Annotated in this window: 20 protein-coding genes, 2 tRNA genes and 1 pseudogene; 14 read left to right on the top strand and 9 right to left on the bottom strand. The window is 53.8% G+C overall.

Features of this window, described 5'->3' with window-relative positions; all coding sequences use genetic code 11:
* Positions 1–32 precede the first annotated feature (32 nt).
* The gene (gene mfd, locus AC3CHX_RS09350; RefSeq protein WP_488643759.1) at positions 33–3,527 is read right to left on the bottom strand and encodes a transcription-repair coupling factor; all 3,495 of its coding nucleotides are present in this window, start codon (positions 3,525–3,527) and stop codon (positions 33–35) included.
* 309 nt (positions 3,528–3,836) lie between these two features.
* On the opposite strand from mfd, the gene ispD reads away from it, so the two are divergent.
* Positions 3,837–4,574: a 2-C-methyl-D-erythritol 4-phosphate cytidylyltransferase gene (gene ispD / locus AC3CHX_RS09355; protein WP_488643760.1), complete on the top strand. Its 738-nt coding sequence runs from the start codon at positions 3,837–3,839 to the stop codon at positions 4,572–4,574.
* On the top strand, positions 4,571–5,062 hold the full coding sequence (gene ispF / locus AC3CHX_RS09360) for a 2-C-methyl-D-erythritol 2,4-cyclodiphosphate synthase (protein ID WP_488643761.1): 492 nt from the start codon (positions 4,571–4,573) through the stop codon (positions 5,060–5,062). Before ispD ends, ispF begins: the two co-directional genes overlap by 4 nt.
* Positions 5,063–5,151: 89 nt before the next feature.
* Here the strand turns inward: ispF and AC3CHX_RS09365 are convergent, their stop codons facing one another.
* From AC3CHX_RS09365 to AC3CHX_RS09380, 4 genes are all read right to left on the bottom strand, one after another.
* Positions 5,152–6,498 carry an ATP-binding protein gene (locus AC3CHX_RS09365; protein ID WP_488643762.1) on the bottom strand — a complete coding sequence of 449 codons (1,347 nt, stop codon included), beginning with the start codon at positions 6,496–6,498 and terminating at the stop codon, positions 5,152–5,154.
* Position 6,499: 1 nt separating this feature from the next.
* Positions 6,500–7,255, bottom strand: a complete 756-nt coding sequence (gene ompR / locus AC3CHX_RS09370; RefSeq protein ID WP_488643763.1) for an osmolarity response regulator transcription factor OmpR — start codon at positions 7,253–7,255, stop codon at positions 6,500–6,502.
* Between the two features lie 624 nt (positions 7,256–7,879).
* Positions 7,880–7,956: transfer RNA gene (locus AC3CHX_RS09375), tRNA-Arg, on the bottom strand.
* A gap of 217 nt (positions 7,957–8,173) precedes the next feature.
* A tRNA-Arg gene (locus tag AC3CHX_RS09380) sits at positions 8,174–8,250 on the bottom strand.
* Between the two features lie 343 nt (positions 8,251–8,593).
* Between AC3CHX_RS09380 and AC3CHX_RS09385 the strand changes: the two genes are divergently transcribed.
* From AC3CHX_RS09385 to AC3CHX_RS09405, 5 genes are all read left to right on the top strand, one after another.
* Positions 8,594–9,130, top strand: a complete 537-nt coding sequence (locus AC3CHX_RS09385; protein ID WP_488643764.1) for an iron transporter — start codon at positions 8,594–8,596, stop codon at positions 9,128–9,130.
* Between the two features lie 91 nt (positions 9,131–9,221).
* Positions 9,222–9,560, top strand: a complete 339-nt coding sequence (locus AC3CHX_RS09390; protein ID WP_488643765.1) for a cupredoxin domain-containing protein — start codon at positions 9,222–9,224, stop codon at positions 9,558–9,560.
* 30 nt (positions 9,561–9,590) lie between these two features.
* Positions 9,591–10,433: an FTR1 family iron permease gene (locus AC3CHX_RS09395; RefSeq protein WP_488643766.1), complete on the top strand. Its 843-nt coding sequence runs from the start codon at positions 9,591–9,593 to the stop codon at positions 10,431–10,433.
* A 73-nt stretch (positions 10,434–10,506) separates the two neighbouring features.
* Positions 10,507–11,847 (top strand): 4Fe-4S binding protein, encoded by a 1,341-nt coding sequence (locus tag AC3CHX_RS09400; RefSeq protein WP_488644777.1) that lies wholly within the window; start codon positions 10,507–10,509, stop codon positions 11,845–11,847.
* Positions 11,848–12,169: 322 nt separating this feature from the next.
* Positions 12,170–13,180, top strand: coding sequence for a bile acid:sodium symporter family protein (locus AC3CHX_RS09405; RefSeq protein ID WP_488643767.1), 1,011 nt, complete (start codon positions 12,170–12,172; stop codon positions 13,178–13,180).
* 95 nt (positions 13,181–13,275) lie between these two features.
* Here AC3CHX_RS09405 and AC3CHX_RS09410 read toward each other — a convergent pair whose 3' ends face one another.
* Together AC3CHX_RS09410 and AC3CHX_RS09415 are read right to left on the bottom strand one after the other, a co-directional pair.
* The gene (locus AC3CHX_RS09410) at positions 13,276–14,325 is read right to left on the bottom strand and encodes an NADP(H)-dependent aldo-keto reductase (RefSeq protein WP_488643768.1); all 1,050 of its coding nucleotides are present in this window, start codon (positions 14,323–14,325) and stop codon (positions 13,276–13,278) included.
* 184 nt (positions 14,326–14,509) lie between these two features.
* Positions 14,510–14,794: pseudogene (locus tag AC3CHX_RS09415) on the bottom strand (MFS transporter); the annotation flags it as partial.
* A 474-nt stretch (positions 14,795–15,268) separates the two neighbouring features.
* On the opposite strand from AC3CHX_RS09415, the gene AC3CHX_RS09420 reads away from it, so the two are divergent.
* From AC3CHX_RS09420 to AC3CHX_RS09440, 5 genes are all read left to right on the top strand, one after another.
* A complete protein-coding gene (locus AC3CHX_RS09420) occupies positions 15,269–15,472 on the top strand; it encodes a cold-shock protein (RefSeq protein ID WP_010398811.1) in 204 nt (67 codons plus the stop codon).
* 458 nt (positions 15,473–15,930) lie between these two features.
* Positions 15,931–17,088 (top strand): ABC transporter substrate-binding protein, encoded by a 1,158-nt coding sequence (locus AC3CHX_RS09425; RefSeq protein WP_488643769.1) that lies wholly within the window; start codon positions 15,931–15,933, stop codon positions 17,086–17,088.
* A 132-nt stretch (positions 17,089–17,220) separates the two neighbouring features.
* Complete coding sequence (locus tag AC3CHX_RS09430) at positions 17,221–18,111, top strand: branched-chain amino acid ABC transporter permease (protein ID WP_488643770.1); 891 nt, start codon at positions 17,221–17,223, stop codon at positions 18,109–18,111.
* A 2-nt stretch (positions 18,112–18,113) separates the two neighbouring features.
* Positions 18,114–20,105, top strand: a complete 1,992-nt coding sequence (locus AC3CHX_RS09435) for a branched-chain amino acid ABC transporter ATP-binding protein/permease (protein ID WP_488643771.1) — start codon at positions 18,114–18,116, stop codon at positions 20,103–20,105.
* A gap of 1 nt (position 20,106) precedes the next feature.
* Positions 20,107–20,832, top strand: a complete 726-nt coding sequence (locus AC3CHX_RS09440; protein WP_488643772.1) for an ABC transporter ATP-binding protein — start codon at positions 20,107–20,109, stop codon at positions 20,830–20,832.
* An 83-nt stretch (positions 20,833–20,915) separates the two neighbouring features.
* On the opposite strand, the gene AC3CHX_RS09445 is transcribed toward AC3CHX_RS09440, so the two are convergent.
* Positions 20,916–21,626, bottom strand: a complete 711-nt coding sequence (locus AC3CHX_RS09445) for a TerC family protein (protein ID WP_488643773.1) — start codon at positions 21,624–21,626, stop codon at positions 20,916–20,918.
* Positions 21,627–21,975: 349 nt separating this feature from the next.
* Positions 21,976–22,881 carry a LysR family transcriptional regulator gene (locus AC3CHX_RS09450; protein WP_488643774.1) on the bottom strand — a complete coding sequence of 302 codons (906 nt, stop codon included), beginning with the start codon at positions 22,879–22,881 and terminating at the stop codon, positions 21,976–21,978.
* A 324-nt stretch (positions 22,882–23,205) separates the two neighbouring features.
* Between AC3CHX_RS09450 and aceB the strand changes: the two genes are divergently transcribed.
* Positions 23,206–24,792: a malate synthase A gene (gene aceB / locus AC3CHX_RS09455; protein WP_488643775.1), complete on the top strand. Its 1,587-nt coding sequence runs from the start codon at positions 23,206–23,208 to the stop codon at positions 24,790–24,792.
* Between the two features lie 199 nt (positions 24,793–24,991).
* On the top strand, positions 24,992–25,438 hold the full coding sequence (locus tag AC3CHX_RS09460; protein ID WP_488643776.1) for an RrF2 family transcriptional regulator: 447 nt from the start codon (positions 24,992–24,994) through the stop codon (positions 25,436–25,438).
* The last annotated feature ends 25 nt before the right edge of the window (positions 25,439–25,463 follow it).

Consider the following 25,463-nt stretch of genomic DNA (forward strand, 5'->3'; position numbering starts at 1 on the left):
GTTGGCGGACGCTGGCAACTGCATTCGCCGATTTAGCCGATCAGGGCCCGGATCGTCGCCTTGACCTGGTTCACGCGGGCGGCCAGGTCGGGCATGTCGACGGTAATGCGCAACTTGTCCTGTCCATTCAGCTTGATATGCCGATTTTTTTGAATCAACTCGATGATGCGCATCGCATCGATTGGTGGATTCGGCGCGAATTGCAGCAACGCCGATTCGGAATGCGCATCGATTTTAACGATACCTATGGGTTTCGCCGCGACCCGCAGTCGATGGGTTTCGATCAGCGCTTTGGCCGGATCCGGCAATTTGCCAAAACGATCGATCAGTTCTTCCTGCAGATCGTCAATCTTGTCCTGCGCATTACAGTTCGCCAGCCGCTTGTAGAGCGACAGCCGCTCGTGGACGTCGCCGCAATAATCATTCGGCAGCAATGCCGGCACGTGCAGATTGATTTCTGTCATGGTCGAGAGCGGTGCCGCGAGGTCGGGCTCCTTGCCATTTTTGAGTGAACGCACCGCCTCGTTGAGCATGTCGGAATACAGCTGAAAGCCGATCTCGTGCATTTCGCCGGATTGACTGTCGCCCAGCACTTCACCGGCGCCGCGGATTTCCAGATCGTGCATCGCCAGATAGAAGCCGCTACCGAGTTCTTCCATTTGCTGGATCGCATCGAGGCGGCGTTGCGCCAGCTTGGTCAGCCCCTGTACGTCATGCACCAGCAGATAGGCATAGGCCTGATGGTGCGAGCGGCCGACCCGGCCGCGTAACTGATGCAGCTGCGCCAGTCCGAATTTGTCGGCGCGATGCATGATGATGGTGTTGGCGGTGGGGACGTCGATACCGGTTTCGATAATTGTGGTGCACAGCAAAATGTTAAAGCGTTGCGCGACAAAATCGCGCATCACTTTTTCCAGGTCGCGCTCGTGCATCTGGCCATGGGCAACACCGATACGTGCTTCCGGCAATAATACTTCCAGCATCGCTTTACGGTTCTGGATGGTTTCGACTTCGTTGTGCAGGAAGTAAACCTGACCGCCGCGTTTCAGCTCACGCAAGCAGGCTTCGCGGATGGTCGATTCGTCTTCACCGCGAACAAAGGTTTTGATCGCCAGGCGCTTTTGCGGCGCGGTGGCGATGATGGAAAAGTCGCGCAGCCCTTCGAGCGCCATCCCGAGCGTGCGCGGAATCGGCGTCGCTGTCAGCGTCAGCACGTCGACCTCGGCACGCAACGACTTCAGCGCTTCTTTTTGACGCACGCCGAAGCGATGTTCTTCGTCGATGATGACCAGGCCCAGGCGTGCAAACTTGACGTCACCGGACAGCAGCTTGTGCGTGCCGATGACGATATCCATGGTGCCATCGGCCATGCCTTTCATCGCAAGCGTGATTTCTTTGCCGGAGCGGAAGCGCGACAGTTCGGCAATTTTTACCGGCCAATCGGCAAAGCGGTCGGCAAAGGTTTGTGCATGCTGTTCCGCTAACAACGTCGTCGGCGCCAGGATCGCTACCTGCTTGCCGCCCAGCACGGCGACAAAAGCGGCGCGCAGCGCGACTTCCGTTTTGCCGAAACCCACGTCACCGCAAATCAATCGATCCATCGGTTTGCCGCTGGTCATGTCGTTGATCACCGCAGTAATAGCGGCAGCCTGATCGGCGGTCTCTTCAAAGCCGAAACTTTCTGCAAAGGTAGCGTAGTCATGCGGCGAATACGCAAAGGTGTGACCCTGACGCAGTGCCCGGCGCGCATACAAATTCAGTAATTCGGCGGCAGTATCGCGAACCTGTTGTGCCGCTTTGCGTTTCGCCTTTTCCCACTGGCCGGAGCCGAGTGCGTGCAATGGCGCGTCTTCCGGCGATGCGCCGGAGTAGCGTGAAATAACGTGCAGTTGGGAAACCGGCACATATAGTTTGGTGTCTTTGGCGTATTCCAGATGCAGGAACTCGGTTTCGCCTTCGCCCAGGTCCATGCTGACCAGGCCCATATAGCGGCCGATGCCGTGATTGACATGGACCACCGGATCGCCGATCTTGAGCTCGGACAGATCGCGTACCATCGACTCGACCTGAGTCGCGCCTTCTTGTTTCTTCTTGCCGATACGGCGCCCGGAGCCCGCATACAGTTCGGTTTCCGTAATGAAAGCGCAGTCTTTTAGTTCGAAACCGGCATGCAACGGTGCCACGCCCAGCATCAGCTTCGATGACGAAGTAACGAAGTCGGCGTAGTTTTCAGACAGTGTCAGCAGCAGGTTGTATTCGCTGAAATACTGTTGCAGGGTCTCGCGGCGGCCGTTGGATTCGGCGCAGATCAGGACCCGACGATCGGTTTGCAGTACGTACGCGCGCAGATTGGCGAGTGGATCGTCGACCCGTCGATTCACTGCGATATTCGGTATAGGGGCCGAGAGTTCAGAGGCACTGTCGCCGTTTTGAATAATCCAGCGCGCATGTGGCTTGACCAATTTAAAGAAGTCTTCGTCGCTTAGAAAGATCGTTTCCGGCGCCAGCAACGGTCGTTCTCTATCGGACTTCAAGAACTTGTAGCGCGACTGCGTGTCGCCCCAGAAGCGCTGAATCGCGCCATCGATGTCGCCCACTAGCGCGAAAGTAGTCGTGGCCGGCAGATATTCGAACAGCGTTGCGGTGCCGTCAAAAAACAGCGGCAGATAATATTCGATACCGGCCGAGGCGATGCCGTTGCCGATGTCCTTATAAATAGCGGAACGTGACGGATCGCCTTCGAACACCTCGCGCCAGCGGCTCCGGAAGGCAGTGCGGGCCACTTCATCCATTGGAAATTCGCGTCCCGGCAACAAGCGTATTTGCTTGACCGGATACAAAGAGCGCTGGGTATCGGCATCAAAGGTGCGAATAGTCTCGATGGTGTCGCCAAACAGATCAATGCGATACGGCAGCACCGAACCCATCGGGAAAATATCGATCAGGCCTCCGCGTACCGAGTACTCGCCGGGCGATATGACTTGCGTGACATGGCTATAGCCAGCCAGCGTTAACTGCGATTTCAGGCGGGCTTCATCCAGCGTCTCGCCCTGTTTGAAAAAGAAGGTGTAGGCAGCCAGAAACGACGGTGGCGCCATCCGCACCAGTGCAGTGGTCGCCGGTACGATCAATACATCGCAATGGCCCTTCTGGATTTCATACAACGTGGCGAGTCGCTCCGATACCAGATCCTGATGGGGCGAGAAGGCATCGTACGGCAACGTTTCCCAATCGGGCAGCAGGTGACAGCGCAAATTACCCTGATTGAGCGGGTTGTCGCGTTTTTCGGTCCTGGTCTCGCTCTTGGCGTCAGTCTCAATTTGCTGTTGCCCGGCAAACCACGGAATTTCGGACAGCAGGCGTTGCGCGTCGGTGGCGTTGGCAACCACGATCGTCAACATCTGCTGCCGGGATTTCAGCGTCAGGGCGGCGTGTGCCAGTGCATAGGCATCGGCCGAGCCGTGTAAGGTTGGTAGCGTAAAACGTGCGCCCGGCTTAGGGAGAGATTTTTCTAGATCAAAGGGCATCGGGCTATGGGGTTTGATGTGAGAACCTATTCAAAGATCTAACTACGCGGCCATGATCGAAGCGCATGGACTGCTGCTGGCATGTTCCGGTTTCTGCGCTGCTCTTGACCTCGCTAATGATCATGTCAGCCATCGCCGAGGCTGCGGATCTTGAGCAGGTTTGAAGATACCGCTTCCGGTGGAGGACAAAAAAGCCACAATGCACTAGTATTGAGAGTTAAATTTCAGAGCAACATTATAAACCACGGGCCAATTGTCGATTCGCCAGCGTGCCGATTTCCTTCTCCACTTCCCACAATATTGCATCGCATGATTCCGCCACGTAACTTTGCCTTGATTCCTGCCGCCGGTGTTGGTGCCCGTATGGGAGCCGAATTTCCCAAACAGTATTTGGCGCTTGCCGGCAAGCCAATGTTGCAGCACGTACTCGACACCTTCGCCGCCTGCGCCGCGATTGCACATACCTTCGTGGTGGTGAGTGCGGAAGACGGCTATATCGCTGACCTGATGGCGGCAGCGCCCCATTTGCAAGATCGCGTAACGCTGCTTTATCAAGGCGGAGAAAGTCGTCATACATCGGTATTGAATGGACTGAACGCAATCCGTGATCTGCTGGCTGACGAAGATTGGGTACTGGTGCATGATGCTGCCCGCCCAGGCCTGACGGTGAGATTGATTGAACGTCTGATCGGCCTGGTGCAGGACGATGAAGTCGGCGGTCTGCTGGCATTGCCAGTGGTGGATACGCTGAAGCGCAGTGATGAAGGCGACAGTGGCATGAGTGAGACGCAAGGGAGGCGCGCCCAGAAAACCGTATCGCGTGCAGCATTATGGGCAGCGCAAACTCCGCAAATGTTCCGCTATGGTTTGTTGCATCGTGCATTGGCGAGCGCGTTGGCACAGGCCCGGCAAATTACAGACGACGCCAGTGCAGTCGAGATGCTCGGTTTGCAGCCAAAGCTGGTAGAGGGGAGCCCGCGCAATTTTAAGGTGACGTTGCCGCACGACGTTGAATTGGCTGAATTGTTTTTGAAGGAACAAGTATGAATTATCAACCAGAATTCCGAATTGGCCAGGGCTATGATTGCCACGCGCTGGTAGCTGATCGATCGCTCATTATTGGCGGCGTCAGCATCCCGCACAGCACCGGTTTGATGGGGCACTCGGATGCTGATGTGTTGTTGCACGCCATTATCGATGCGTTATTCGGTGCCGCTGGCCTGGGCGACATTGGTCGCCACTTTCCTGACACGGACGTGCAGTTCGCTGGCGCTGATTCGCGCAAATTGCTACGTGAGGCAGTACGACGCATCAGTCTGTCTGGTTTTGGGGTCGGCAATATTGATTGCACCATCATCGCCCAAGCGCCCAAAATGGCGCCACATATCCCGCTAATGGTCGAGCATATCGCTGCTGACTGCGGTGTCGCCATTGGTCAGGTTAATGTGAAAGCAAAAACCAATGAAAGACTCGGCTATCTGGGAAGAGAAGAGGGTATCGCCGCGGAGGCGGTGGCGCTGTTGTTCCGTTTGTAAAAGACGATGTCGCAATGATCTTCAGATGAACTTGTCCGGAGATCATCCGTGGACGCTGCGACCGTGATGTCAGGGGCATCCGGCCATGGCTATTTGCTTCGGACTAACGGCAAGGTGATTTGTACTGTCAAACCGCCGCTACTACGGTTGGTTAACCGTAGTTTGCCATTGTGGCGTTTGACTACCCGATTGACGATTGCCAGCCCCAATCCGGATCCATTGGCTTGGCCGCGCGCCGTATCGAGGCGTGTAAATGGCTTTAGCAAGCGCTCCATCTCCTCCTCGGGCACGCCCGGGCCGTGGTCCGCAATTTGGATCACTACCTTGTCCTGCTGGATGGTGCAGCTCAAGTCGATATCTGCGACTTCGGCGTCATTGCCCTTGCCATACCGCCGGGCGTTCTCGATCAGGTTGTTGAAGACGCGCCGTAGCTCGGTTTCGTTTCCAGAGACGTAAACATTCTCCGCGATCCTGGAGTGAGTCTTGAGGTCCGTATGTCGTGCAGCATTTTGTTCCACATCATGCAGGAAGCTGGTCAGATCGATGGTGGTAAAGCTGCTGATGTCGGTTGGTTTGGCGTAATCCAGGAATTGCCCGATAATCCCGTCCATCTGGGCCAGGTCGGATTGCATGCCGCCGCGCGCCTCATCCGATAAGTGGGCCATTTCGACTTCGAGTAGCATGCGCGAGATAGGAGTCCGCAAATCATGCGAGATGCCCGCCAGAATGATTGCACGGTCGGCATCGACGCGTTGCAAATCGTCGACCATCTGATTGAAACTGCGATTGGCCTCTTCGATTTCGGTCGGGCCGGTTTCCGGCAAGCGGTCCGGTTGCTTACCTTTGGCTACAGCCCGTGTGGCGGCAGTCAGGCGCGCCAGCGGTTGATTAATCAGTGCCGAGATAAACATTGCTCCCATTAGCGACAATATCATTGCGGCGGTCGCCCATTGCAACCACTGGATTCCGGAGCTGCGTTCAACCCGCTCGCGATCCAGCATCAACCAATACTGGTCTTCATCAATCGTGAAGCTGACCCAAAAGCCACCGATGTCGTTAACACTGGCCGAAAATTTTGTTTCATTACCCAGTCGTGCGCGTACCTCGGCTTCCACCTCGGGTATCACCGCACTATCCGGTGGCGGCTCAATCTTATCGTTTTCTTCCAGTGGATAAATGCGGATGCCTTCGTTGCTGGCGAGATCAAATAACAACTCGCGCCGCAGGTCTGGCGCGGAGTGGGTGAGGGCGGCACGTGTGATTGTGACGATCGAGATGATTTGTGCGGCTAATTGTTGCGCGCGGGGGCCGCGCTCAACAATGCGGAAACTGGCGACCCACACTACCATGCTGACAGTGATCAGGAACGCCATTAAAAAGAACGTGCGCCATAGCAGGCCGCTCTTCAGCCACGCCAAACGGTGTGGTGTGGTCATATCAGCGTGGCTGGCCTTCTGGAATAAAGACGTAGCCGAGGCCCCACACGGTTTGGATATACAGTGGATTGGCCGGATCGGGTTCTATCAGTTTGCGCAGTCGGGAAATCTGCACGTCGAGACTGCGATCAAAGACTTCATATTCGCGGCCGCGTGCCAATTCCATTAATTTCTCACGTGATAATGGCTGGCGCGCGTGGCGGGCAAATACCTTCAGCACCGAAAATTCACCGGTCGTAAGCGGCACCGATTCTCCGTTTTTCTTTAGTGAGCGCGTTCCCAGATCGAGAACGAACTCGCCGAATTCGAACGATTGCGGTGTCTCGGACGGCGCGCCGGGCAATTCATCTGGGCCCTTTCGGCGCAATACGGCGCCGATGCGGGCTACCAGTTCACGCGGATTAAATGGTTTCGGCAAATAATCGTCAGCACCCATTTCGAGGCCGACAATCCGATCCACATCTTCACCTTTGGCGGTCAGCATGATGATCGGGGTCTGGTCGCCGGCGCCACGCAGTCTGCGGCAGATCGCAAGGCCGTCTTCGCCAGGCAGCATCAGATCCAGCACCAGCAGGTCATATCGTTCACGAATCCACAGCTTGTTCATTGCCTGTGCATTTTCGGCAGTGACAACCTGGAAGCCTTGTTCGGTCAAATAGCGGCGCAGCAAATCTCGCAGACGGATATCGTCGTCCACCACAAGAATCTTGTATTGGTGAGCGTTGGCTGTTTGAGTTGGGGTGTTGTTAGTATTCATAGTCGTATGGTAACGTCAGAGTGCGCATCAAAAATATACCTGAAGAGCATGGATTACAAAGTGTTACAAACTTTACCAAATACATCTTATGACAAAAAGTGAGGGGGCTTACACTTCAATCGTGGCGGGTAAATCTTAACCGTTATCCTGAATGCACAGAAGAAAACGTTATGAATATGATGTTCCGGAAAATTAGTCTTTGTTTGTTGCTGCTAGCTGCAATGGCGGGTGCGTCCGCACGCTCCGATCGTCAGCGCGATGAGCGGCCGCCGGAGCGCTCACCGCAACAGTATGAGCCTCAACGCGATAGTGGCGGTGGTCAGGGGTGGCAAAATGGCCGCGGTAATCAGAATGCCGGCCAAGGCGCTCCGCACGGTCGGTTATCTCCAGACGAGCGGCGTGCACTTCGTCAGCAAATTAATGAGGTGGGTCGCGACCTCTATCCTCCGCGGCGCTAATTACGTTGGTAGAGGCGGGCGATCTGGATGTCTGGATAACAAAAAGCCGGTGATAAATTTCACCGGCTTTTTTAATGGTCAAATGCGAAGCAACTAGCAATTGCAAAATACATAGTTATAAACCAGAAAAGGGTTGCAAGATTTCTCTTGCAACCCTTTTGTTTTCTGGTGCGGCTGGCAGGAATCGAACCCACGACCCCTTGGTTCGTAGCCAAGTACTCTATCCAGCTGAGCTACAGCCGCGAAAGAACGACATTATATATGGGATTTCTTGCGATGGGGAAAAACTTATGGATAAAATTTATTGTTGGTTATTTTTTTTGTTTTAAGTGATTGCATCGCGCTAATGTCCGGCATTCAAAATTTATCTGTTTCGCCTCATTGCTGTGTTTGCCATTTTTTTATGGCGCTGTAAACCAGAAAAGGGTTGCAAGATTTCTCTTGCAACCCTTTTGTTTTCTGGTGCGGCTGGCAGGAATCGAACCCACGACCCCTTGGTTCGTAGCCAAGTACTCTATCCAGCTGAGCTACAGCCGCGAAAGACAAAATTATAGCTGAGCTGGTTTGATTTTGGAAGGGGTAAATTACGAATGAATCGTAATTCATGAAGAAATAGATGATTTTCTGTCTTTGAGAAATAGTAAGGGTCAGTAGGCGCGCATTTTTGATGTCAATAACAAGCCGTTTCACCTAAATAAAAATTGAGGTTTGTTAATTGAGGATTGTTACCTGACGAATGTTGGCAGCTGTCAGCATTGTTGTTCGGCAAATTTTTTTGCAGGCAAGAGTGGACGAGTAAGATCGTCGCGGATACAATCAAACAATAATCATTATCATTTACTTTTTTTGAGAGGTCTACATAATGAGTGTGAAATCAGATATGAAATTATTGACACTGGCGACAGTTTTGGTTGCTGGCTTTGCCGGCAGTGCGATGGCTGCAGAGTATCCGATTGGCAAACCACAAATCCTGAGCGGTTTGGAAGTGGCTGCCGTCTACCTGCAGCCTACCAAGATGGAGCCTGAGGGCATGATGCGCAAAGCCGAGGAATCGGACATTCACGTAGAAGCAGACATTCATGCGGTAAAAAATAATCCAAATGGTTTCGCAGAGGGAGACTGGATGCCGAATCTGGTTATCTCATATCAGTTTATTAAGGCAGGCTCCAAACAAGTCATCAAGGGCGACATGATGCCTATGGTTGCCAGCGACGGTCCGCATTATGGCGACAATGTCAAGCTGGCTGGTCCGGGTAAATACACGTTGAAAATGATGATCTCGCCACCTTCGGCAAATCAGCACGCACACTTCGGTCGTCACGTTGACAAGGAAACTGGCGTCGCTCCCTGGTTCAAACCTTTTGAGGTCAGCTACGATTTCGTTTTCGCTGGCGTCGGTAAAAAGGGTGGCTATTAATTAGCTAGCAGGTTGGTGCAAATGGGCATGCGAGGCCGTGTGCTCATTTGGCGGCGCTAAAAATGCGCTTTTTCGATCAGGAGTGGTGTCGATGTCTTTGCAAAAAATGCGTGGCTTGTTTGCAGCGGGTTTGTTATTCGTTGCCGGCGCGGCGTTCGCGGCGGATCTGCCGACCTTCAGGTTGGAAATGAACGACGGGGTCTTAAACCCCGCGCGGATTGAGGTGCCTGCTGGCAAGAAGATCAAGATCGAAGTACACAACATTGGTAAGTCTGCGGTCGAATTCGAAAGCGTGCAGTTGCGTAAGGAAAAAGTACTGGCGCCAGGTGCGGAGTCGTTTGTGGTGATCGCACCATTATCGCCGGGCGAATACAAATTTTTCGACGACTTTCATTTGAACACGGCACAGGGCGTGATTGTTGCCAAGTAACGCTATAACTCAGTAACGGAGAAATAAACGATGGGTCAGGTTTTGTTCATCGTCTGGCGTGAAAGCGTCGAGGCTTTGTTGGTGGTAGGCATATTGCACGCATGGTTGAAGAATGGTGGCGCCGATGCACGCCGTGGCTTGCCTTATTTATGGGGTGGCGTCGGCATCGGCGTACTGGCCGCAATCGGCTTGGGCGCTGCATTGTTGGGCTTTAGCGAACTTCTGTCCGGTGACGCGCAGGATTACTTTCAGATTGCGATGGTGCTGCTTGCGGCTGTCCTGATCGTGCAGATGGTGTACTGGATGCGCAAACACGGACGCACTCTGAAGCGGGAAATGGAAAGTTCGCTGAAAACCAATCTGAAAACTGCCAACTGGTGGGGGGTGACCGCACTGGCGGCACTGGCGATTGCACGCGAAGGTAGCGAGACGGTGATTTTCCTGTACGGTCTGGGTCTCGGTCAGCATGACAGTATGGGGATGATGGTGTTGGCAGCCCTGATCGGTTTTGCGCTGGCATTCCTGACGTTCTATCTGTTGCAGCTAGGTGGCAAGATTTTTTCCTGGCGCCGTTTTTTCCAAGTCACTGAAATCATTTTGCTGTTCCTGGCGGCGGGCCTGTTGCTGACAGGTGTCGAGCGCTTGATGTCGCTGGATATTATTCCAACGCTGATCGATCCGATCTGGAATAGTTCGCGCTTGCTGGACGACACCAGTCCGTTCGGCAATTTGATCGGGGCGCTAACCGGCTATCGTGCGCAACCTGCGCTGATGAGCGCACTGGTCTACATAACGTATTGGGTAGTAGTGTTGCTGTTCCTGAAACGCGCCACGCCCAAAAAAAATCCATTACAGGCCAAGCTGGCGACCTAATCTGATGAGTACCTGCTCTACTTCAATTGCATCGTCGACGTCGTCAACCCGACTGGCACGCGCCGGCGAGTGGATGCGCCGCCATGGGGACTTGATTCGAGGCATCCAGTGGGGTGTGGTTCTGATTTATGCGTTGCTGATTCTGGTGCCGATTTTCCTGCCGCTACCGGACGAAACGGCACATATCTGGTCCAACCTGACGCTGATTGCGCAGTTTGCGTTCTGGGGAATCTGGTGGCCCTTCGTGCTGATTAGCATGGTGCTGATGGGGCGTGTCTGGTGCGGCGTATTGTGTCCGGAAGGCGCATTGACCGAATTCGCCAGTCGCCACGGCCGCGCCAAACCTATTCCGCGCTGGATGCGTTGGGGTGGTTGGCCGTTCGTGGCTTTCGCGCTCACGACGATTTACGGCCAGATGGTCAGTGTCTATCAATATCCAAAAGCAGTATTGCTGGTATTGGGCGGTTCGACCGTCGGTGCGATTATCGTCGGCTATCTGTATGGTCGCGACAAGCGTGTCTGGTGTAAATATCTCTGTCCGGTCAACGGCGTATTCGGCTTGTTGGCAAAATTGGCGCCTTTTCATTACAAAGTAAATGAGGAGGCTTGGCGCGCTTCGTATAACACGCATGGTAAAAAAACCATTGCAATCAATTGTGCGCCGCTGGTGCCATTGCGTGCGATGACGGGCGCTTCGGATTGCCATATGTGCGGACGTTGCAGCGGTCATCGGGAGGCGATCGCCTTGACCTGGCGTCCGCCGACGCTGGAAATTGTTACCCTTGGCGCGAAACATAACAGCCTGTGGGAGAGCGCATTAGCATTGTATGGCTTGATGGGGATTGCGATTGGTGCGTTCCACTGGTCGGCAAGTCCTTGGTTTGTCGTGATCAAGCAAGTTATTGCTACCTGGCTGATTGAGCGTGACATCATGTGGCCATTTGCAACCAATGCGCCATGGTGGATATTTACCAATTACCCGGCGCAAAGCGATGTGTTCAGTTGGCTCGATGGCAGCCTGGTGGTTGCGTATATTCTGACGACCGGCCTGGTGTTGGGCACTGCGTTGTCGCTGCTATTCGGACTCGGCACACGGTTCTTGGGCAACTGGGATCGCAGCCGCTTTAATCATCTGGTGCAGTCAACGATTCCATTGGCTGGTTGCGGTGTGTTTGTCGGCCTGTCCGCTACTACCATCAGCTTATTGCGAGGTGAGCATTTCCCCGTATTCTGGGCCAACGATCTGCGTGCGATTTTGTTGATTGCCACCAGTTTGTGGAGTGTCTGGCTGGCATGGGGTGTTACCGGTCGTTATGCGTCCGCGCCTGCCAGGCGCCTGCTTGGCATGGTGCCGGTGATTGTAGCGTTAGGCCTGGTTAATTTCGCCTGGTTGCTGATGTTCTGGTTGTGGTGAGATGTTGCAGGTCTCGCCGTAAATGAGATGAAGCTGAAATCTGATCGCATCCTGATTTGCGTTTGATGGCACCCGCGTGGTGCCATCGTTGTTTCAGGTCGAGGTCGAGGTCGGGGCAAGGCTATAAAGCATCGTGCTGCAATTTATAGATTGTCCGATGTCTAATCAGCAAGGTCGATTCAGGCGGAGTAAAATGTGCCGCTACACTTGGCCTGGTTCGGATTGCCCATTGTGCCCGTTGCCGTTGCTCAGGCTAGAGCGCCGGTCGATCGATGTTGTCAGGTACGCGCCTTTTAATCACCTCTGTTAATTTCTCTCCATCATGGTTCGTCCCCGTTTTTTGCCCGATAACTTCACTCTGCTGCTGGTCACCACTGTACTGATTGCCAGTCTATTGCCCTGCAAAGGTGAAGCCGCCAAGGCATTTAATGTGGTGACGACGATTTCAATCGGCTTGCTGTTTTTCTTTCATGGTGCGAAATTGTCGCGTGAAGCGGTGCTCGAAGGGGCGATGCATTGGCGTCTGCATCTGACGGTATTGGCGTTTAGCTTTGGTCTGTTTCCGGTATTGGGGCTGCTGTTCAAGCCCATCTTCTTGCCACTGGTGACGCCGGATCTGTATCTCGGCATTTTATTTTTATGCACTTTGCCATCGACAGTGCAATCGTCGATTGCGTTTACCTCAGTGGCGCGTGGGAATGTCCCGGCCGCAGTCTGTAGCGCTTCGGCTTCCAATCTGATCGGAATTTTCCTGACGCCGGTTTTAGCCGGTTTGGTCGTGGTGTCGCACGGGCAGGAGCATGGCTCGTTTGGGTCGATTATGAATATCGTATTGCAATTGCTGCTGCCGTTTGTCGCCGGTCAAATCGCGCGGCGCTGGATCGGCGACTGGATCGATAGCCACAAAGCGATATTGAAATTTGTCGACCAGGGATCGATTTTGCTGGTGGTCTATACCGCGTTTAGCGAAGCGGTGGTGCAGGGCTTATGGGGTCAGCTGCCAGCCGTTTCCCTAGTTGGTTTGGTGGTCGTCCTGTTAGCGCTGCTATTCGCCATGCTGGCGATTGCGACATTTCTCAGCCGTCGTTTGGGTTTCAACAAGGAAGACGAGATCACGATTGTATTTTGCGGCTCCAAAAAGAGCCTGGCTAGCGGTGTGCCGATGGCTAACGTGTTGTTCGCCAGCCAGACTGTTGGAATGGTGGTGCTGCCGCTGATGTTGTTTCATCAAATTCAATTGATGGTCTGCGCGCTGCTGGCCAAACGTTATGCCGAACGTCCACGTAACCTGGCTACCAGCATTATTGCCAAGAGCGATTCAGCATCAGTTTGATACGGCCCGTTGCCGGGTTGAGCGTTGTCCACACTCAGAAATAGCCAGGTATTGAGGACGGAAAAATGCTGACCTCAATACGCTATGCGCCTGAACTATGGCGCCGGATTCGGCTGACGTGCGTGTATCGCATCAATCTCGTGTAGAACTTCATCACTCAACGTGATGTTGATACTGTCGAGATTGCTCCGCAATTGCGCGAGGGTAGTCGCACCGATGATGTTGCTGGTGACGAAACCACGACCATTGACGAAAGCCAGGGCCATTTGTGCCGGATCCAGGTTGTGCTTTTTTGCCAGTGCAACATATTCACCTGCGACGCTTTCCACTTGCGGATTGGTGTAGCGGATGAAGCGTTCAAACAATGTCAAACGTCCACCGGCAGGGCGCACGCCATTCAGATATTTCCCGGATAGCACGCCAAAAGCCAGTGGCGAATAGGCCAGCAAACCAACGCGTTCGCGGTAAGAAAATTCGGAATGGCCGATTTCAAAAATCCGGTTAAGCAAATTGTAGGGGTTTTGAATCGTCACAATGCGCGGCACATCGAATTTTTCAGTGGCGCGAATAAATTGCGCGAGTCCCCACGGTGTTTCATTGGAAATGCCGATGTGACGTACTTTTCCCGCCTTGATAAAGTCCGCGAGTATCGTCAATGTTTCTTCGATAGGCACGGTGTCTTCATCCGGAATATGCGAGTAATTCAAGTTGCCAAAACTATTCACGCTACGGTCCGGCCAGTGCAATTGATACAGATCGACATAATCAGTTTGCAGTCGGTCCAGGCTGTCGTTCAATGCTTCCGTCAAACCCTTGCGATCAAAATTATTGATGCCACCGCGGATGTGGCGAGGGTTGTGTGGCTTGCGTGCCGGGCCGGTAGCTTTGGTTGCAATCAGCACCTGATCTCGTTTGCCGGATTTCTTGAGCCAGCTACCGAGATACTGTTCGGTCAGCCCCTGTGTTTCCGGGCGCGGTGGCACCGGATACATTTCGGCGGCATCGATCAAATTTACTCCATGCGCCAGCGCCATATCAATCTGCGCATGCGCTTCCGCTTCTGTGTTTTGTTCCCCCCAGGTCATAGTGCCGAGGGTGATCTGGCTGACTTTGAGATTGCTATGCCCAAGCTCACGGTATTGCATTGTGGGTTCCTTTGTCGCGATGGCTCTCGGTAAAAATATCGCCATGCACGGATATAAACGGGTTGAAATTTTTACTTTTTTGGTCGCTGTTTGATTACGGCAATCGGTAACGTGTGTTGATTCAACGGGCGTCATTGCGGCTATTTGCCGGGCTCGGAGTATAGCGGCAACCAGCAATCGCTGCTTTGGTGAGTGGGCGGCGCGCCAGGTAAAGCGCGACGGACAACGCGCCGACGGCAGGTGCGGAATGCTGCAGACCAAGGCCAAATGGGCCGGTGGACAATATGTCGCGGGCAAAAATCGGTAGTAAAGCAGTCGCACCACCTGGCAGCACGGCGAACAAGTCAAGTGAAATTGCAGCTAAAACAGCGGGGCGACTCTTGATGAAAGCCATGCCGGAAAATAGCGATTTCAACGTTGCCGCCTTACGTTTTGGCAGCACCGTTTCAATCCGAATCAGGTTCACCAGTCTTTGGTGTGGCGAGTGAGCGGTTCTGGAGTAGTGTTGGGCGTCGCAGGTCAGGCGTGGAAATTCCGAAAAATAATCCGATTATCAAGTTAGAGGCCTGATAATGCGGTCAGCGTGAGCACTCAGATGCGCCCGGACAAAGCGAAGGCAACGGCGAAAACGTACGTTGCAACGTATTTTCTGGTTATTTCGCCATGTTTTAAACGATAATAATTGCCACCAGGCATATTTATCAGTTATAAAGATGGCAGAGCAAGAAGTTGGCTGAATAACAGGAAACTTTGTAGCGCGAATCATTAAACATTGCGGATCGAATAACACTTATTTTCTTTTTGGTGTGCTTCGATAATTTATCCGGTATAATACGGAATCGTTTAAGATTCGAGCTAGTGGTGCAGTATTGGTCTGTCATTCCTTTCTTGCTTTAAACGATCTAACGGGCGCAAGCCCAACTTAACTGAAATAGGAAATGTAATGGCAACTGGTATTGTTAAATGGTTCAATGATTCAAAGGGTTTTGGTTTTATTACTCCTGATGAAGGCGGTGAAGATCTGTTCGCACATTTCTCCGCTATCCAATCGAACGGCTTCAAGTCGTTGCAAGAAAACCAACGTGTTTCTTTCGAAGTTACTGCTGGCCCTAAGGGTAAGCAAGCTTCGAACATTCAGCCTATCTAATAGCTGAAGCAAGCGTCTAATAAAAAAATCCCCGGTTCGCCGGGGATTTTTTTCGTCTGTACATTCCCTGAGCATCCCGCTTCGGTTTGTATGCCGACCGTATCGCCCACGATGGGTCACGAGCGGCACCGGTGCAGTCAGCTCAGACAAGCAAATCTCAAATACGTTGTTCCTGGCTGCCGGATCCTGCGGATAGTACGTAGCGCTATTTAAAAATAATACTGTTGTCAGGAAGTTGTAAGGGTGGGCTGAAATGCTGCGTCTGTCTGATACTTTTTGGAAGTTTTTGGAAGTAAACTACAACAAGAAGTTTGGCAAACCGCTCAGGGAAATGTAGGGTCAGTATTGCTTAGGGGGATTTGTGGCTAGCCACGAGTCCTTGTCGCGTCGAGGAAGATAGTTAAAAAATACCAGACGCTCAGGATGATTAACATAATAAATAAGAGAAAGAGGAAGACATGACATATAAAACCAAGGCCTTTGTGGCGGCCGCATTGCTAAGCTGGTCGCTCGCCGGTATCGCCGCCGAGCCCATCAAGATAGGGGTGACTGGACCGTTTACCGGCGGCTCTGCACCGATGGGCGTTTCCATGCGCGATGGAGTCAAGCTGGCGGTTGCTGAGATCAATGCCAAAGGTGGCGTACTCGGTCGTCAGTTGCAATTGGTGGAGCGTGATGATGAAGCTAAAAATGAGCGCGGTGTGCAGGTCGCGCAAGAATTGATCAACAAGGAAAAAGTCGTTGCCACGGTCGGCTTCATCAACACTGGTGTAGCACTTGCATCGCAACGCTTCTATCAGGAAGCCAAGATCCCCGTGATGAACAACGTTGCGACGGGCAGTGTCATCACCAAACAATTCGTCGGCCCGGAAAATAAGGATAATTATATTTTCCGTACTTCTGCGAACGACATCATTCAGTCGGGCATGATAGTTGAAGAAGCGGTTGGTCGCCGGAAGTTCGCCAAGGTGGCAATCCTGGCTGACTCGACCAATTATGGCCAGCTTGGTCGTGAAGATCTGGAGAAAGCGCTTGCCGTCAAAGGTATCAAGCCGGTTGCCGTAGAAAAGTACAACCTGAAAGATGTCGACATGACCGCACAACTGCTGAAGGCCAAGCAGGGCGGTGCGCAAGCGGTGCTGACTTACGGTATCGGTCCGGAGCTGGCGCAGATTGCGAATGGTATGGAAAAGCTCAACTGGAAGGTGCCAATTGTCGGCAGCTGGCCACTGTCGATGGGTAACTTTATCGACAACGCCGGCAAGAACGGCAATGGTGCGCGCATGCCGCAAACCTTCATTCAGGACGGCAACACCCCTGTGCGCAAGAGCTTCATCCAGGCCTATCAAAAAGCCTACAAGACTGATCGCATGCCTTCCGCCGTCTCCGCTGCGCAAGGTTACGACTCGATCCATCTGCTGGTTGCCGCGATCAAGCAGGCTGGCACTACCGATGGTCCGAAGGTGCGGGAAGCACTGGAAAACCTGAAAGAGCCTCTGGACGGCGTCATTGCCACTTACAGCAAGCCCTACACCCACGATGACCACGAGGCCATCAAACCAAACATGGTGGTAATCGGTGAGGTCAAGGATGGCCGTGTCGTGCTAGCCAAGTGACGTTACGAAGAGACGTTCATTTGCTTTGTTGCGTGAACGCTTATTGACGATCAGGCCAGCCCTTGCGATCCGGGGGCTGGCCTTTTTCTTGCCACACTAAGGCAGCTAATAGTCGCTTCTTGGATAAATATCATGGAAATTCTTCTCCAGCTGGTTTTCAGCGGCATCGCGCTAGGCATGATCTACGCGGTGATCGCTTTTGGTTATCAACTTACCTTTGCCACTTCCGGCACACTCAATTTTGGCCAGGGCGAGGCATTAATGCTGGGCGCGCTGGTTGGTCTCAGTCTGGTCGGCAATATTCACGGCGGCCCGTATTTAAATTACTGGCTCATGATTCCGCTAGTGATTTTGTTTGGCGCGTTGCAAGGCATGCTGGTTGAATGGATAGGCGTGCGGCCGGCGATCAAGATCAAGTCCGAGTTCGGCTGGATCATGTCGACCATCGCGCTGGCGATCATCTTCAAGAACGTCGCCGAAAATATTTGGGGTAAAGACGACCTGACTTTTCCGACACCGCTCACTGCCACGCCATTTCAGGTGTTTGGCGCCAACGTGCAACCGATGCAAGTGGTGGTGGTACTCGGCGCGCTGGCCATGATGCTGGCGGTCGAGCTGTTCAACCGCAAATCGATTTATGGCAAAGCAGTGGTGGCCACTTCCAATGATCGGGATGCAGCCGGGCTGATGGGGATCAACACCAGCATGGTGATTACTTTTTCTTACGCGCTGTCGTCCGCGACCGCAGCCTTCGCTGGCGTGCTGGTGGCGCCTTTGACCTTGACCGGTGCGACGATGGGGGCGGCACTGGGACTGAAAGCGTTTGCGGTGGCCATTATCGGTGGCTTGACCTCCGGCATGGGCGCAGTGGTTGGCGGTCTGATTCTGGGAATTGCCGAGACGTTGACCGGCTTTTATATCTCGACCGGCTATAAGGAAGTGCCGGGACTGGTATTGCTGCTGCTGGTACTTGCCGTCAAACCTGCCGGCTTGTTCGGTAAAACTGCGATCAAGAAAGTGTGAATATGAACAAAAAATCATTCGCACTGGGCGTGCTTGGGATCGTGGTGATGGGCGTTTTTCCTCTGGTATTTCATAATCCGTACTACATCCATCTGGCTGAAACCATTCTGATTTACGCGATCTTGTTGTTCGGTCTGGATATTGTGGTCGGGTATACCGGTCAGGTTTCGCTGGGTCATGCCGGCCTGTTCGGTATCGGTTCGTACACCACCGGCGTGCTGGTATTCAAGCTGGGCTGGCCATTTCTGCTGGCGGCGCCGGCCAGTCTGGCGGTCACTGCATTGTTTGGCGCGATTCTGGCACTGCCGGCATTGCGGGTTACCGGGCCTTATTTGGCCATGGTTACGCTGGCATTCGGCACCATCATCGGGATTCTGATCAATGAAATGTCGTTCCTGACTGAAGGGCCCATGGGCATCAAGTTGAGCAAACCTTCGTTCCTGGGCCACAAGCTGGATGAGGTCGAGTATTTTTATCTGGTGGCGGTGCTGATGGTGTTGTCGCTGCTGGTGGTACACCGGATTCTGAAGTCGCATCTGGGACGCGCTTTCCAGGCCCTGCGCGACAGCCCGATTGCTTCCGATTGCATGGGCGTGTCGGTGTATCGCTACAAGGTCTACGCATTCGTGATCAGCGCTGCGCTGGCCGGTCTGGCGGGTAGCCTGTATGCGTATTCGGAAGAATATATTTCTCCGAACACCTACAACTTCGAGTTGACGATCCTGTTCCTGCTGGCGGTCATCATGGGCGGTCGCAAAAGCCGCGCCGGGTCGCTGATCGGCGCATTGATTGTGGTCATGTTGCCGAGCTTGCTGTCGGACATTGACCTGTTCCGTCAGATTGCCACGGTCGCCGCCGTGGTGGGGGTGGTAGCAGGCGCTTTCTTGTTGTTCAAAAAACGCAAAACCGCGCGCGAGGTCGGGGTGCCGGTGTTGGCTACCATTGGCATGGCGGTTTTCTCTTATCGGCTGGAGAATATTACCGACTGGCGTTTGACGGTGTTTGGGCTGATGACACTGTTCGTGGTGTACTACCTACAGGATGGCATCGTCGGCTTTGCGCGAGGCATGCTTGCTAAAAAGGGCGTCGCTGTGCGTAGGAGTGTCGCGCTAACCGCTGCCACGGCGGCGGATAACGCCTGGGCCGGCAGTACGGGCAGTCTTGCAGTCGGCGCCAATTTGCTCAGTGCCAGGCAATTGCTGATGCAGTTCGGTGGCCTGAAAGCGTTGAATCAGGTTGATCTGGATATCGTTAAAGGCTCAGTCCATGGACTGATTGGCCCTAACGGTTCCGGCAAAAGCACCATGATGAACGTGTTGACCGGGATCTATAAACCCACCGCTGGCGCAGTCGAATTCAATGGCAAGGTGATCTCCGGTTCGACACCGTCTGCCATTGCGCTGGGCGGGGTTGCCCGGACTTTCCAGAACGTCCAGCTGTTTGGCGAAATGACGGCCACGGAAAATGTCCTGGTCGGTCTGCACCATACCTTCCGTAGCAACGTGCTGGACGTGATGCTGGACACCCGCCGTTACCGGGAAGAAGAGCAGGCTGCACGAGTGCGGGCCGCCAGTATTTTGCAATTTGTCGGCTTGTCCGAACTGGCGAATGAGGAAGCGCGCAATCTGCCGTACGGCAAACAGCGTTTGCTGGAAATAGGCCGGGCACTGGGCTTGAATCCGGAACTGTTGTTGCTTGACGAGCCAGCAGCAGGTCTGACGGCACCGGATATTGCGGAATTGATCGCCATCATCCAGAAGATCCGGCAGCACGGCATCACGATTATTCTGATTGAGCATCACATGGATGTGGTGATGACGATTTCGGATACCGTGACGGTATTCGACTTTGGCCAGAAAATCGCGGAGGGAAAACCGGCCGCAATACAAGCCGATCCTATGGTGATCGAGGCCTATCTTGGCGGTAGCGTCGGCGAATCCGAGGCTGCTGCCAGCCACGCCACATCATCAATTTCCAGCGAAGCGAGGGCCTGAGATGCTTTCCATTTCCAATTTACACGCGGCCTACGGCAAAGTTGAAGTACTGCATGGCATTTCACTAGAGGTACCCAAGGGTAAAGTGGTGACCTTGGTCGGCTCCAATGGTGCCGGCAAGACCACAACCATGCGCGCCATTTCCGGCATGATCAAGCCCAGGATGGGCACCATCACGCTCGCTGGTCAGGACGTCACCGGGCTTGATTCGCACAAGATTGCACGTGCCGGACTGGCGCATTCGCCAGAGGGGCGGCGGGTGTTTGCGACGATGAGTGTTACCGATAATTTGCTGCTGGGAGCATTTCCGCGTTTCACCAAGGCGCGCCCGCGCGGCGATATCAAGCGCGACCTGGAAAAGGCAATGGAGCTGTTCCCGCGCTTGAAGGAGCGGCAGTCGCAACTGGCTGGCACCTTGTCCGGCGGTGAGCAGCAGATGCTGGCGATGGCCCGTGCGGTAATGCTCAATCCGGAGGTCATTTTGCTGGATGAGCCGTCCATGGGGCTGGCGCCGATTCTGGTGGAAGAGGTGTTCCGCATTATTTTGCGTCTCAAGGAGCAGGGCATCACGATGTTGCTGGTGGAGCAGTTTGCCGCGGCGGCGCTGAATGTTGCGGACTACGGTTATGTCTTGGAAAACGGCCGGATTACCGTGCATGGCCCAGCCGAAAAACTCAAGAATGATCCGGCGGTGCAGGCGGCTTATTTAGGTGGTGGGCAGCACTGATTTTCATAACTCGACATTGCGCTTCCGACCGACCTCAGGCGCGAGATCGGTCCGGGTGCTTGTTCTGTCGTCCGGGTTGGCGTTCAGGCAGGTTTGTTGTTTTTGGACGCCATCCACCCGCCACCCAGCACGACCACCATCCCAACGACGTGAGCAATATAGCTCAGCCAGGGCGCGCTGTTCCAGAACGCAGCGACCAATGGTTCGTTGGTGATCATATGCACTGCCGTGTAGACCAGAATCGCTGCACCGGCGTAGATCGTGACCGGAAATTTTTCGATCAGTTTCAATGCCAGTGTCGATCCCCACACCATGATAGGTACTGAAATCAACAAGCCCGTGATGACCAGGAAAATGCTGCCATGCGCAGCGCCAGCGACGGCCAGTACATTGTCGATGCCCATGACGGTATCGGCAATGATGATGGTTTTCAGTGCCGCTGCCATGCCGGTAATTTTGCCGCCATGGCTGTCGTGACCACCGGATTCGGTCAGCAGCCGATAGGCAATCCAGAGCAGGGCAAGGCCACCGAGTAGCAACAAGCCAGGGATTTTCAGCAGCCAGACCACGGCGATGGTCATCAGCACCCGCGTGACCACAGCACCCAAAGTGCCCCAGATAATCGCCTTTTTGCGTAAGTGATCAGGCAGGCTGCGGGCCGCCATCGCGATCACGATGGCGTTATCGCCGGCGAGTACCAGATCAATGACTACGATTGAAAGCAGGGCGGCGAAAAACTTGGTCACGTCCCAATCGGTCATGCCCAGCGTCGCAAATAAACTTGAAAAATCCATAAAATCTCCGTCGACATGCGTGTAAGTGAAAGCAGCTGATGGTGCTAACCTCGAACATGGACGACTACAGGATTGGCGAGAAGAGCGCACGACACAATGCCTGCATGGAATCCATGCTGACAAAGGTCTTGCTCAACAGATCAGCTGATCTGCCAAGGTAACCGGGGCCAAGCGTTGTGCTTGTTCCGTGATGACGACTACCTTGCAAAACGTTGAAGCCGCAGATCGGGTCTGGCCTTCAACGCCTAGGAGCTACTCCCCTTTGGAGGGCGTGGTACCAGCTACTTGGTACCACAAGGCGAAATTCTACTACAGTCGACTGGTTCGTGGGCCGTATCGGTTGGAAATGTTAGCCCTTACGCCAATAATTTGGTTGCGCATACGCATGACGCAGAAAGTCAACAAATGCCCGTATCCGTAGCGGCAAATGCCGTCGTTGCGCAAATACTGCATAGATGTCATTGCCGGGCGCTGCAAATTCGTCCAGCACCGTGACCAGTTGGCCTGACTCGATTTCAGTGCCGACCTCCCACATGGAACGCCATGCCAATCCTTTGCCATTGATTGCCCAGTCATGCAGCACCTGGCCATCGTTGCAGAACAGGTTGCCGGCGACTTTGAGCGTCACGACTTTGCCGTTTTGACGAAAAGTCCAGCCACGCTGGCTGCCGTCGCTACTCATGGCGAGGCAATTGTGTATGGCCAGGTCGTCCAGTGACTGCGGCTTGCCATGGCGTTTGATGTAGGCGGGCGATGCCACCACAATGCGCTTGTTGTCGGCCAGTTTGGTGCCGATCAGTGTTGAATCGGATAGTGAGGCGATCCGTATGGCGACGTCGATGCCTTCGCCAATCAGGTCAACCACGCGGTCATTCAAATTCAGGGTGAGCGTGACATCGCGATGCTCGGCCAAAAAAGATGGCATCAATGGCGCGACGTGTTGACGGCCAAAGCCTGCCGGTGCGGAAATCAGCAAATGGCCACTGGCGTGCACACTGCGTTCGGAGACTGCCGATTCGGCGTCTTCCAGATCGGAAAGAATGCGCTGGCAATCCTCCAGAAAAGCGTCGCCTTCGTTGGTGAGTGCGATCTTGCGGGTGGTGCGTTGTAGCAGTTTGACGCCGAGCCGCTCTTCCAGTGCATCCAGGCGGCGCCCGATCATGGCGGGCGCAATCCCCTCGGCGCGGGCAGCGGCGGAGAGGCTGCCTTTGGCAGCGACTTCCACAAAGGTTGAAATTTGCTTGAATTGGTCCATCGTTGATCCGCTTTCGATTGCTGTCGAAGACACCGAATGTCAGTTGCTGACGCAATTTTTGACACAAGGCTTACAAGAAGTGATCACTTGTGACTAAAACGCATAGATCATATGATAAATCGTCTAACCTATGATGATTTAGTTTAAATATAATCTATAACGTAAAAAACAGATAATGCCATTCTGAATTTAGCATAGTGAATATGGTGCATTGCCTAATGTAGCGGTGCACAATACTGCATTTGCAGGACACTTGCAGAAACGGTTTGGCCAAAAGAATATTTGAAAACCCGAAATGAAAATGTCGAACAACAGGAGCAATGCATGACACAACTGACACTGCCAGCAGGAATGGAAATCCACGGCGCGATTCAAGCTGGTTACGAAGAAATCCTGACGCCGGATGCGCTAGCGCTGGTCGCCAAGCTGAGCCGCGCATTCGAAGCGCGTCGTCAGGAATTGCTGGCGGTCCGCGTTGAGCGCGCCAAGCGCCTGGATGCGGGGGAGCGCCCGGACTTTTTGCCGGAAACTGCGCATATCCGTAACGGCGACTGGAAGATCGCACCAATTCCTCAGGCGCTGGAATGTCGTCGCGTTGAAATTACCGGCCCGGTCGAGCGCAAGATGGTGATCAACGCCTTCAACTCCGGCGCCGACAGCTACATGACTGACTTCGAAGATTCGAACTCGCCGGTCTGGGATAACCAGATCACCGGCCAGATCAATCTGCGCGACGCGATTCGCAAGACTATCTCGCTGGAACAGAACGGCAAATCCTATAAGCTCAACGACAAAGTGGCGACACTGGTGGTGCGTCCACGCGGCTGGCATCTGGATGAAAAGCACGTGCTGGTCGATGGCAAGCGTGTCTCCGGTGGTATTTTTGATTTTGCGCTGTTCATGTTTCACAATGCCAAAGAACAGCTGGCGCGCGGTGCCGGTCCGTATTTCTATCTGCCGAAGATGGAGTCGCATCTGGAAGCGCGTCTGTGGAATGACATCTTCGTCATGACCCAGAATGAACTGGGTCTGCCACAAGGCACGATCAAGGCCACCGTGCTGATCGAGACCATTCTGGCAGCCTTCGAAATGGATGAAATCCTGTACGAACTCCGTGAACACAGCGCTGGCCTGAATGCTGGTCGCTGGGATTACATCTTCTCGTGCATCAAGAAGTTCAAGCTGGACAAGGACTTCTGCCTGGCCGATCGCGCCAAGGTGACGATGACGGCACCGTTCATGCGTTCTTACGCGTTGCTGTTGCTGAAGACCTGCCACAAGCGCAATGCACCGGCAATTGGCGGCATGGCAGCACTGATCCCGATCAAGAACGATCCGGAAAAGAACGACATCGCCATGGGCGGCGTTCGTACCGACAAGGCACGTGATGCAACTGATGGCTACGATGGCGGTTGGGTTGCGCATCCGGGTCTGGTCGAGCTGGCGATGACCGAGTTCACGAAAGTATTGGGCGACAAGCCGAACCAGATCAGCAAACAACGCGACGACGTCAATGTCAGCGCGGCAGAACTGCTCGACTTCAAACCGGAAGCGCCGATCACCGAAGCCGGTCTGCGTTACAACATCAACGTCGGCATACATTACCTGGGCGCCTGGCTGGCCGGCAACGGTTGCGTGCCTATTCATAACCTGATGGAAGATGCCGCCACCGCCGAAATCAGCCGCGCGCAAGTCTGGCAATGGATACGTTCGACCAAAGGCGTGCTCGATAATGGCAAGAAGGTAACCGCCGAGATGGTGGTCGCGATGATTCCCGAAGAGCTGGCCAAGGTCAAGGAACTGGTCGGCAACGGCGCAACTTATGACCGCGCCGCCAAGATATTTGAAGAAATGTCGACCTCGGCTTCTTTCGCAGAGTTCCTGACACTGCCGCTGTACGAAGAGATCTGATCTGGCATCGGCTTGCAAGCCGATTCCGATTTTTAGAAAGCCGATCCTGGGGTCGGCTTTTTTATGCGCGTGTGAATAACAAGGTCAACAAGGCGCTGGTGATATTTTCGAAATTTCTTATTGTTGCATTTTATATGCATCAAATGTATCATGTGTTCATCGCGGATTCTTCCGGCCGTACCCTAATAAACTGAGTGCAATGCAACTTACCAAATTCACCGATTTCGGGCTGCGTGTTCTGATGTATCTGGCAGCAACGCCGGAGCAGGGCATTGTGACCGTTGGCGAACTGGCGCAACGTTTTGACATCCCGAAGAATCACTTGAACAAAGTGGTGAATCGCATGGTCAAGCAGGGCTGGGTAAGTGCGACGCCAGGACGCAACGGCGGTGTGCGCATGGCGCAAGCGCCTGAGACCTTGCATTTGGGCGATATCCTGAGTGCAATGGAAGGTCATACTGAGCTTGTCGATTGCAATCAGCCGCCCTGTGTGCTGAGAGGGAATTGTTATTTGAAGCGCGTTCTGGATATTGGTCAGCGCGAGTTTTATGCCGGTATGAATCGCTACAGTCTGGCCGAACTGGTGCAGCCGCAAACGGCTGGCGTCATTGCGCGGATGCATTTTCAGCCATCGGTGGCGCACTAAGCGGTGAATTGCTAGCCATGGGCAA

This window comes from Glaciimonas sp. OK215 (assembly GCF_057787885.1).

Bases quoted from the DNA above. Each gene is read 5' to 3' on its own strand.
- mfd (WP_488643759.1), bottom strand. From the start codon at position 3,527: ATGCCCTTTGATCTAGAAAAATCTCTCCCTAAGCCGGGCGCACGTTTT.
- ispD (WP_488643760.1), top strand. From the start codon at position 3,837: ATGATTCCGCCACGTAACTTTGCCTTGATTCCTGCCGCCGGTGTTGGT.
- ispF (WP_488643761.1), top strand. From the start codon at position 4,571: ATGAATTATCAACCAGAATTCCGAATTGGCCAGGGCTATGATTGCCAC.
- AC3CHX_RS09365 (WP_488643762.1), bottom strand. From the start codon at position 6,498: ATGACCACACCACACCGTTTGGCGTGGCTGAAGAGCGGCCTGCTATGG.
- ompR (WP_488643763.1), bottom strand. From the start codon at position 7,255: ATGAATACTAACAACACCCCAACTCAAACAGCCAACGCTCACCAATAC.
- AC3CHX_RS09385 (WP_488643764.1), top strand. From the start codon at position 8,594: ATGAAATTATTGACACTGGCGACAGTTTTGGTTGCTGGCTTTGCCGGC.
- AC3CHX_RS09390 (WP_488643765.1), top strand. From the start codon at position 9,222: ATGTCTTTGCAAAAAATGCGTGGCTTGTTTGCAGCGGGTTTGTTATTC.
- AC3CHX_RS09395 (WP_488643766.1), top strand. From the start codon at position 9,591: ATGGGTCAGGTTTTGTTCATCGTCTGGCGTGAAAGCGTCGAGGCTTTG.
- AC3CHX_RS09400 (WP_488644777.1), top strand. From the start codon at position 10,507: ATGCGCCGCCATGGGGACTTGATTCGAGGCATCCAGTGGGGTGTGGTT.
- AC3CHX_RS09405 (WP_488643767.1), top strand. From the start codon at position 12,170: ATGGTTCGTCCCCGTTTTTTGCCCGATAACTTCACTCTGCTGCTGGTC.
- AC3CHX_RS09410 (WP_488643768.1), bottom strand. From the start codon at position 14,325: ATGCAATACCGTGAGCTTGGGCATAGCAATCTCAAAGTCAGCCAGATC.
- AC3CHX_RS09420 (WP_010398811.1), top strand. From the start codon at position 15,269: ATGGCAACTGGTATTGTTAAATGGTTCAATGATTCAAAGGGTTTTGGT.
- AC3CHX_RS09425 (WP_488643769.1), top strand. From the start codon at position 15,931: ATGACATATAAAACCAAGGCCTTTGTGGCGGCCGCATTGCTAAGCTGG.
- AC3CHX_RS09430 (WP_488643770.1), top strand. From the start codon at position 17,221: ATGGAAATTCTTCTCCAGCTGGTTTTCAGCGGCATCGCGCTAGGCATG.
- AC3CHX_RS09435 (WP_488643771.1), top strand. From the start codon at position 18,114: ATGAACAAAAAATCATTCGCACTGGGCGTGCTTGGGATCGTGGTGATG.
- AC3CHX_RS09440 (WP_488643772.1), top strand. From the start codon at position 20,107: ATGCTTTCCATTTCCAATTTACACGCGGCCTACGGCAAAGTTGAAGTA.
- AC3CHX_RS09445 (WP_488643773.1), bottom strand. From the start codon at position 21,626: ATGGATTTTTCAAGTTTATTTGCGACGCTGGGCATGACCGATTGGGAC.
- AC3CHX_RS09450 (WP_488643774.1), bottom strand. From the start codon at position 22,881: ATGGACCAATTCAAGCAAATTTCAACCTTTGTGGAAGTCGCTGCCAAA.
- aceB (WP_488643775.1), top strand. From the start codon at position 23,206: ATGACACAACTGACACTGCCAGCAGGAATGGAAATCCACGGCGCGATT.
- AC3CHX_RS09460 (WP_488643776.1), top strand. From the start codon at position 24,992: ATGCAACTTACCAAATTCACCGATTTCGGGCTGCGTGTTCTGATGTAT.